The organism is Mesorhizobium sp. M7A.F.Ca.US.002.01.1.1, assembly GCF_004022955.1.
GTDB classification, from domain to species: domain Bacteria; phylum Pseudomonadota; class Alphaproteobacteria; order Rhizobiales; family Rhizobiaceae; genus Mesorhizobium; species Mesorhizobium ciceri.
The window spans coordinates 23,082-29,971 of sequence record NZ_RZQE01000025.1 but is presented as its reverse complement, the minus strand read 5'-3'; the positions used below and the strand labels follow the sequence as shown (position 1 = coordinate 29,971).

The 6,890-nt window shown below is 62.8% G+C and carries 8 protein-coding genes; 2 read left to right on the top strand and 6 right to left on the bottom strand.

The window, feature by feature from the left end; genetic code table 11:
- From EN932_RS05270 to EN932_RS05260, 3 genes are all read right to left on the bottom strand, one after another.
- Positions 1-1,143 (bottom strand): extracellular solute-binding protein (locus EN932_RS05270; RefSeq protein ID WP_128368756.1); only part of this gene is annotated, 1,143 nt, incomplete at its 3' end.
- The gene (locus tag EN932_RS05265; RefSeq protein WP_024502501.1) at positions 1,140-2,300 is read right to left on the bottom strand and encodes a CaiB/BaiF CoA-transferase family protein; all 1,161 of its coding nucleotides are present in this window, start codon (positions 2,298-2,300) and stop codon (positions 1,140-1,142) included. The genes EN932_RS05270 and EN932_RS05265, both read right to left, overlap by 4 nt.
- Before the next feature lies 1 nt (position 2,301).
- On the bottom strand, positions 2,302-2,853 hold the full coding sequence (locus tag EN932_RS05260) for a MaoC family dehydratase (RefSeq protein ID WP_013533014.1): 552 nt from the start codon (positions 2,851-2,853) through the stop codon (positions 2,302-2,304).
- A 198-nt stretch (positions 2,854-3,051) separates the two neighbouring features.
- Between EN932_RS05260 and EN932_RS05255 the strand changes: the two genes are divergently transcribed.
- Positions 3,052-4,149: a lactonase family protein gene (locus EN932_RS05255; RefSeq protein ID WP_127368787.1), complete on the top strand. Its 1,098-nt coding sequence runs from the start codon at positions 3,052-3,054 to the stop codon at positions 4,147-4,149.
- Between the two features lie 41 nt (positions 4,150-4,190).
- Here EN932_RS05255 and EN932_RS05250 read toward each other — a convergent pair whose 3' ends face one another.
- Together EN932_RS05250 and EN932_RS05245 are read right to left on the bottom strand one after the other, a co-directional pair.
- A complete protein-coding gene (locus EN932_RS05250; RefSeq protein ID WP_064995039.1) occupies positions 4,191-5,177 on the bottom strand; it encodes a Tim44 domain-containing protein in 987 nt (328 codons plus the stop codon).
- A gap of 73 nt (positions 5,178-5,250) precedes the next feature.
- The gene (locus EN932_RS05245; RefSeq protein ID WP_024502504.1) at positions 5,251-5,553 is read right to left on the bottom strand and encodes a zf-TFIIB domain-containing protein; all 303 of its coding nucleotides are present in this window, start codon (positions 5,551-5,553) and stop codon (positions 5,251-5,253) included.
- Positions 5,554-5,585: 32 nt separating this feature from the next.
- On the opposite strand from EN932_RS05245, the gene EN932_RS38345 reads away from it, so the two are divergent.
- Positions 5,586-5,729 (top strand): hypothetical protein, encoded by a 144-nt coding sequence (locus tag EN932_RS38345; RefSeq protein WP_206526336.1) that lies wholly within the window; start codon positions 5,586-5,588, stop codon positions 5,727-5,729.
- Between the two features lie 93 nt (positions 5,730-5,822).
- On the opposite strand, the gene EN932_RS05240 is transcribed toward EN932_RS38345, so the two are convergent.
- Positions 5,823-6,812, bottom strand: a complete 990-nt coding sequence (locus EN932_RS05240; RefSeq protein WP_127385071.1) for a zinc-dependent alcohol dehydrogenase family protein — start codon at positions 6,810-6,812, stop codon at positions 5,823-5,825.
- Between the last annotated feature and the right edge of the window lie 78 nt (positions 6,813-6,890).

Genomic DNA, 6,890 nt, shown 5'->3' with positions numbered 1-6,890 from the left:
CACCTGCACCGGGGAACTCTCCCGAAACAGGCGATTGAGATCGGCAACAACCTGTCGGGCTTGATGCCGGGAGGTCATGCCGGAAAGGATGCGTTCGGATGCTGCTTGCTGGAAAGTCATGTAGCCGTCGTGGCGCGGCCGCACCCATGCACCCTCCAGCGTCGCGCGCGTATCCCGATAGAAGTCGCCGGTCGCTTCATTGACAGCCTGGTCCTCCCAGGCCGCTGCATGGCCGGGCTGGCCGCCGGCGGCGGCATAGGCGCCACGCTGGACATCGCCGCTCGCGACCCAATAGGCGAAGTCGATCGCGGCATCCCTGGCTTTGGAAAAGGCTGATACGGCTATGCCGGTGCCGCCAAGCGCCGAACCGACCGGGCCGCCGGAACCGATGACCGGAACATCGGCAAAGGCCAGCCGGTTCGCCCGAAAGCCAGCCGTCGCATAGGAAACGTAACCATAGATCAGTGGCGCGCAGACGAACCTGGAACCGGCCTCCGCCATACGTTCGGAGACGGCAATCGGGTCCATCTCGAAACACGCGGGATCGACCAGCGCTGCGATCTCGCGCATTGCCTCGAAGACTTGGCTACCGATCTCCACATCGATCAGATCGTCGGATGGATCGGTCGTGCAGGCATGCCCGAGATTGCCGGCAAGCGTGTAGAACACCATCAACACGTGAGGCGGCCGCAGCGGCAGCAGCACGCGGCCTTGCCGGGCGAGATCGAGCACCTCGCTCCAGCGCGCCGGTGGCGCACCGATCGCATCCGGACGCCATGCCTGGACCTGCGTTGCCGCATCGATCGGGAAAGCCCATTGCCGTCCTTGCCAGTTGTAGCTCGGATAGGACTGGCCGATGCTGCCCGAGGCAAGGGCCGTGCGTTCCGCCTCGCGTCCGGCGACATCCAGCGGCTCCAGGCAGCCTTCGGCCGTGATCTGGCCGACATGCGGATGGTCGATGACGATGAGGTCATAGGCGCGCGCCAGTTCTTCGACCGGGAAGGATTCGAAGTCCTGCAGCGAGCGCTTGTCCCATTCGATGGCAATACCGGTCTTCTGCTGCCACAGCGCCGAGCAGGCGACCATCGGATCATAGCCACGCGGATGGCTCCAGGTCATGCCTTTGAGCTTGGGCGAACTCACAGGCCGAACTCCGCGCGGATGGCGGCACTGTGCTCGCCGATGCGGGGCGCCGCCCGATCGGCCTTGGCTCTTATGCCATCGACCCGGAGCGGCGAACTGGTGGTGAGGATCGAGACATCGTCCTCGCGCGTCACAGTCTGCAGCATGCCGAGGGAATGGAACCCTTCGCTCGCCAGCATCTCCGGCCAGGTCAGCACTTTGGCGCACCAGATGTCGGCCGGCTCGAGGATATCAAGCCACTCGTCGATCGTCTTGGTGGCGATCCGCTGTGCGATGATCGCCTTGATGTCGTCGCGCGCGGTGAACCACGACGCAGGCTTGTCGCGATAGGGTGCGAGTTCGCTGAGCGACAGGAGATCGGCCAGCTTGGGAATCGGCGTCATGGCGATGGCGAGGTATCCGTCCTTGGCCGGGTAAACACCGTAAGGCGCCGACAGATAGGCATGCGCGCTGCGGAAGCTGGAGCGCCTGGGCAGCCGGCGGCCGTCATTGAGATGCGTCGTCAGCACCTCGAACTGGAAATCGACCAGCGCTTCCAGGAGACTGGTTTCGATATGGCTGCCCTGGCCGGTGATGCCGCGCCGCACGAGTGCGGCCAGAATGCCCTGCGCGCAGGCGGCACCGGCCAGCATGTCGCCGATGGCAAGACCGAACGGCACCGGCCCTTGGTCCTCATCGCCGTTCAGCCACATCACGCCGGAGCGCGCCTGCGCCAGCAGGTCTTGGCCGGGTCTCTTGACCCATGGTCCGTCTTCGCCATAGCCGCTGATCGAGGCATAGACCAGCCGCGGATTGATCTTGCGGACCGCCTCGTAGTCCAAGCCGAGCCGCTCGATGACGCCCGGCCGGAAATTCTGGATCAGCACATCGGCCTTGGCCAGAAGGCCGCGCAACGCCTCGAGATCGGCCTCGTTCTTGAGGTCGATGGCAAGACTTTCCTTGGCCCGGTTGATGGCATGGAAGATGGTGGAATCGCCGCCGATCTCGGTGTCGCTGAGATAGAGCCGGCGCGACAGGTCGCCGCCATCCGGACGCTCGATCTTGATGACGCGGGCGCCGAGATCGAGCAGCCTGAGTGAGCAATAGGGCCCGGACAGGAACTGGCTCATGTCGACGACGACGAGACCGGCGAGCGGCAATTCGGCTGCTGCCGGCATGCTATTTCTCCGTCTTGCCGACGAAGTCGGCCGGGTTGCGGTACTTCACCGTCTGCAGATGCTCGCAATAGAGAACCAACTCGCCTTCGCCCTTGAACACCTCATAGCTGGCGCGGATCAGCCCCATTTCCTTGTAGCGGGGCTTCTTGTCGAGGTTGGAGCGGATCGAATAGATCGTGTCGCCAATGAAGACGGGTTTTATGAAGCGGAGCTTGTCGTAGCCATAGGAGAAGGCATTGACGCAGTTGGTGGCGACCAGCCCCAGGCCAGCCGAAAAGACAAAGGCGCCGGCGATCAGCCGCTTGCCGAAAATGCCTTCGTTCTCGGCAAACATCTGGTCCTGCACATAGGGGTGGATGTCGAGCACCAGCGTGTTGAACAAATGGCTGTCGCCTTCGGCCATTGTGCGCCGCAACGAGCGGATCTTCTGGCCGACGGGCCAGTCCTCGTAGAACCAGTTCTCGGCATTCCACACCGGCAGCGCGGCGTGATCTCCGGGCATGTTCTTGGGATGCGTCGAGGCGACGCCGACGGTAGGTGCGAAATCGTTCATGGTCGGCACCGCCAGACCTGCATGGGGCACGTCACAGCTATCGGAAAACGCATCAAGGCGTCGAAATACAAGACGTCTCCTCCCGTCAATCTTCTTTTGTAAATAGTATTTTCACATATGGGGTTGCGTTGCAAGCGTGAACAGGCGAAATTTTGGCTGCTCCCGCGCGCCAAAGCGCAGGCGGGTAGGGAGGAAATCATGCGCGAGAATTGTCTGGTCTTTGTCGGCAGCCTGAACCGCGAGGCGCCGTATTTTCAGGGCGCTCGGGGCGTCGGCCTCAGCGTCTACAGCTTTGACGAGACGACGCTGGAAACACGAAAACTGGCCGAGACCAACGACGTCGACAATCCGACCTTCCTCTCGGTGACACCGGACGGCTCGCGGATCTACGCCAACTCGGAAGTGTTCACCTGGCGCGAGGGCACCGTCTCAGCTTACAGCTTCGATCGAGCTTCGGGGACGCTCATTTATCTGAACAAGCAACCGTCGCTCGGCAGCATAGCCGCCCACAACACCATCACCCGCGACGGGACAAAACTGCTGGTCGCCAATTACGGCATGGGCGAGGGCGGCCCGGATCGTGCGGTGGCTGTCTATGGCTTCGAAGAGAACGGCGCCTTGTCGGCGCCGCTTGCCAGCGTTTCGCATGAGGGCAGCGGCCCGAATGTGGCGCGGCAGGAACGCTCGCATGCGCACAGCGTCACCGAAACCATCGGCGGGGGAACAGCCATCGTCGCCGACCTCGGCATCGACCGGCTGGTGTCTTACCGGATCGAGCGCGAGGGCAATCTGGCCAAGCTAACCGAATCCGCTTTGCCATCCGGCGCCGGTCCACGCCACCTCGCACTGCATCCGAACGGACGCTTCGTCTTCGTCATGAACGAACTGGATTCGACCATCGTGTCGATGACGCTGGACGAAGCCACCGGCAAGCTCTCGATCATCGACGCAAAGCCGGCGGTGCCGGCCGAGGCACGCGACAGCAACCACTGCGCCGATATCCAGATCTCACCGGATGGCCGTTTTGTCTACGGCTCCAACCGCGGCCATGACAGCGTCGTCATCATGGCGGTCGACCAGCAGACAGGGTCGCTCAGCCTCGTCAGCTATATCCCTTGCGGCGGCGCGACCCCGCGTAACCTGGCGCTGACGCCGTCAGGCGGCCATCTGTTTTCCGCCAACCAGAATGGCGACCGCATTTCGATCTTCGCCCGCGACGCCGACAGCGGCATACTGACCGACACCGGGCGCGCCATCGAGATCGGCACGCCGATGTGCGTCAAGATCGTGCGCTGAACGCCCACAACTGCGAAGCCTCGGAAAAAATCGCCCGAGGCTCAAGCCTGTTGTATTGCCGAGAGCTTCCAGTTCGATCCATTCTCACGCACGAAAGTCCACAGCTCGGTCGTCTCTGTCGGATGATCATCGTCGCCCGCGACGATTTTGCCGCTGGCCCGTTCGCGCGTCACGTCACGAGATTCGTAGCGCAAGGCGGCCGTGGCGTAGTCGCGCTCATCCTCGCGCCAGCTTTCCGCGATGTCGGCCTGCAGCAAGGTGATATCAGTCACCTCGTTCCTGAGACCTTTCTGGGCATTGTCGGCCAACTCTTCCGACAGATAGGATACCATTTCGGGTGTAACCGCCCGGCGCAGAGCGGCATGGTCTTCGCGCCCGAATGCTTCCTGGACATCGGTCAGCAGCTGCTGGAATGCGTCGAGATCCGTCTGGGCCAGCGTGATCTCCTCGGAGGCGGCGGCCGGAGAGCCTCCACCTGAACCGCCGCCGAAACCGGGAATTGTGAAGGAGCCTGCAGTCTGCTGCCCTGCCGTTGAGCGGTTCTCAAATCGCGAAGCCTGGGCATTGCCGGCACCTGCGAGCGCCGGCGCGGGGCCGCGCGCGGATTGCGAGCGGAAGAACCTGATGGCCAGCATGATCGCGCCACCGATCAGCAAGGCCTGAAGCAGGAAACCGAACATGCCGGCCAGGCCGCCGAAGCCCTGACCCAAAAGCAGGCCGAACAGGCCGCCGAGCAACAGGCCGCGCATCATCGTTCCACCGAAACCGCTCATGAAGCCGGGCCTCTGCAGGCCGGCCTGCGGCTGCCGGGCCGCGTTGTTCACACCGGTGTTGGGCGTCATCGACCGCTCGACCGGAGCGGTCGGTGCTGGGGCCGTCCTGGTCGGCGGTGCCGATTGGAACGTACGCATGCCACGACTGCCGAAACTGCCGCCACGACGGGCCTCGGCATGGTCCATCGCAACCATGGAGAATGCAAGGAACAGTCCTGCAAAGAGGGCTGCAAATCGGCTGGTGCGGGAAATCATCGGAGATGAACCTTTGTCGATGTGGTTTCGGAAGTTTCAGCAAGTGCCGGCCTGGATGTCGGGCATCATGCGGTCAGTCGAACAACTCTTCGAAGAATGATTTCTTCCGCTTTGGATAGCGGTGACCGTGCGAGCGGGAATAATCGTCATCGCGGCTCTGGCCATGTTGTGGCTGGGAGAATGCTGCCGGCTGTGGCTGCGGCGCGGGCGCCGCTTCCCTGCCGGAACGCTCGATGATCTTGTCGAGTTCTCCTCGATCAAGCCAGACGCCGCGGCACTGCGGACAGTAGTCGATTTCGATACCCTGGCGTTCGCTCATCACGAGCGCGACGCGGCAGGAGGGGCAAACCATACCGAGGAGGGAAGTAGATGTCATACGGGGCTCCAAACCGAAAGGAATGAGCCCGCTTGACCGAAAGAATGGAAACGGGCCCGTTAAAGCGGTCCGACATCACAATCGCCAAAAGCGACAGTCAGAGGGGCCCGGCCCGCACCGAACAGTTAGGGATGCAAAGCCGCGGCTTCAAGGCCGATATTGCCCTGCAAGAATGATTTGTTCGCCACCGTTGCTCAGGCAGTCACCACGATTCAAATCGTCACCACGATCTCAGATCGTCACCACGATCTCAGATCGTCACTACGATCTCAGATCGTCACTACGATCTTGCCGAACTGCTCGTTCGATTCCAGATAGCGATGCGCCTCGACGATTTGGTCGAACGCGAAGGTCCTGTCGATGATCGGCCTCAGCGTCCCGTCCTCCAGACCTTCGACGATAAACGCCTTGGCGGCCTCGAGTTTCACAGGGTTGCCGGTGATCTCGTGGACGAGGTAGCCGCGCAGTGTCAGCGTCTTGCTCAGCACCGCTGGCAGCGGGAATGGCGTCGGCTCGCGGCTGAGACCGCCATATTCGATGAGGATGCCGCCACGCGACATGGCCGCTGTGAGTGGCTCGAAGATCGGGCCGCCGACCGCATCGAACACGACGCGCACGCCTTCAGGCCCTGCGATCTCATTCAGCCGTGCCGCCAAATCCTCCTCGGCCAAGGTGACGACTTCAGCCGCGCCGGCGTCGAGCAGGGCCTGCCTCTTCGCCGATGTCCGCGTCACCGCAATCGCTGTTGCACCGACCCTGTTGGCGATCTGGATTGCCGCAAGCCCGACGCTGCTCGAGGCCGCGGTGATCACCACGTGGTCTCCGCTGTGCAGCCCGGCGATATCGATCAGCGCGCCATAGGCGGTGAGATACTGCATCCAGACGGCCGCTGCCGTCTGCCAGTCGAGCGACGGCGGATGCTTGACGACAAGTCCGGCGGGGTAGGTGGCAAACTCGCCATAGGCCGGCCAGCGGATCATCGATTGCGGCGGGATGACACTGACGCTGTCGCCCGGCGCGAAATCCCTCACACCGTCGCCAATAGCCTCGATGACGCCCGCTGCCTCAAGGCCAAGCCCCGAGGGGAGCGTCGGCGTCTCGATATAGGAACCCGCGCGCAGCAGCGCTTCGGCGCGATTGAGGCCGAGTGCCTTGACCCGGATTTGAACTTCGCCCGAACCCGGTGGGGAAAGCGCGACATCCTCGATGCGCAGAACCTCGGGGCCACCATGCTGGTGAAAGCGAACTACGCGTGTCATTCGGATACTCCAAATCAGCTGAACCGAATGAGCTATGCAGCCGGTCTTGCCAGGGATAAATGGCTGTAAGAGAAGAAC

What these genes read in the sequence shown, in the direction of transcription:
- EN932_RS05265 (WP_024502501.1), bottom strand. Translation starts at nt 2,300, where the DNA reads ATGCCGGCAGCAGCCGAATTGCCGCTCGCCGGTCTCGTCGTCGTCGAC.
- EN932_RS05260 (WP_013533014.1), bottom strand. Translation starts at nt 2,853, where the DNA reads ATGAACGATTTCGCACCTACCGTCGGCGTCGCCTCGACGCATCCCAAG.
- EN932_RS05255 (WP_127368787.1), top strand. Translation starts at nt 3,052, where the DNA reads ATGCGCGAGAATTGTCTGGTCTTTGTCGGCAGCCTGAACCGCGAGGCG.
- EN932_RS05250 (WP_064995039.1), bottom strand. Translation starts at nt 5,177, where the DNA reads ATGATTTCCCGCACCAGCCGATTTGCAGCCCTCTTTGCAGGACTGTTC.
- EN932_RS05245 (WP_024502504.1), bottom strand. Translation starts at nt 5,553, where the DNA reads ATGACATCTACTTCCCTCCTCGGTATGGTTTGCCCCTCCTGCCGCGTC.
- EN932_RS05240 (WP_127385071.1), bottom strand. Translation starts at nt 6,812, where the DNA reads ATGACACGCGTAGTTCGCTTTCACCAGCATGGTGGCCCCGAGGTTCTG.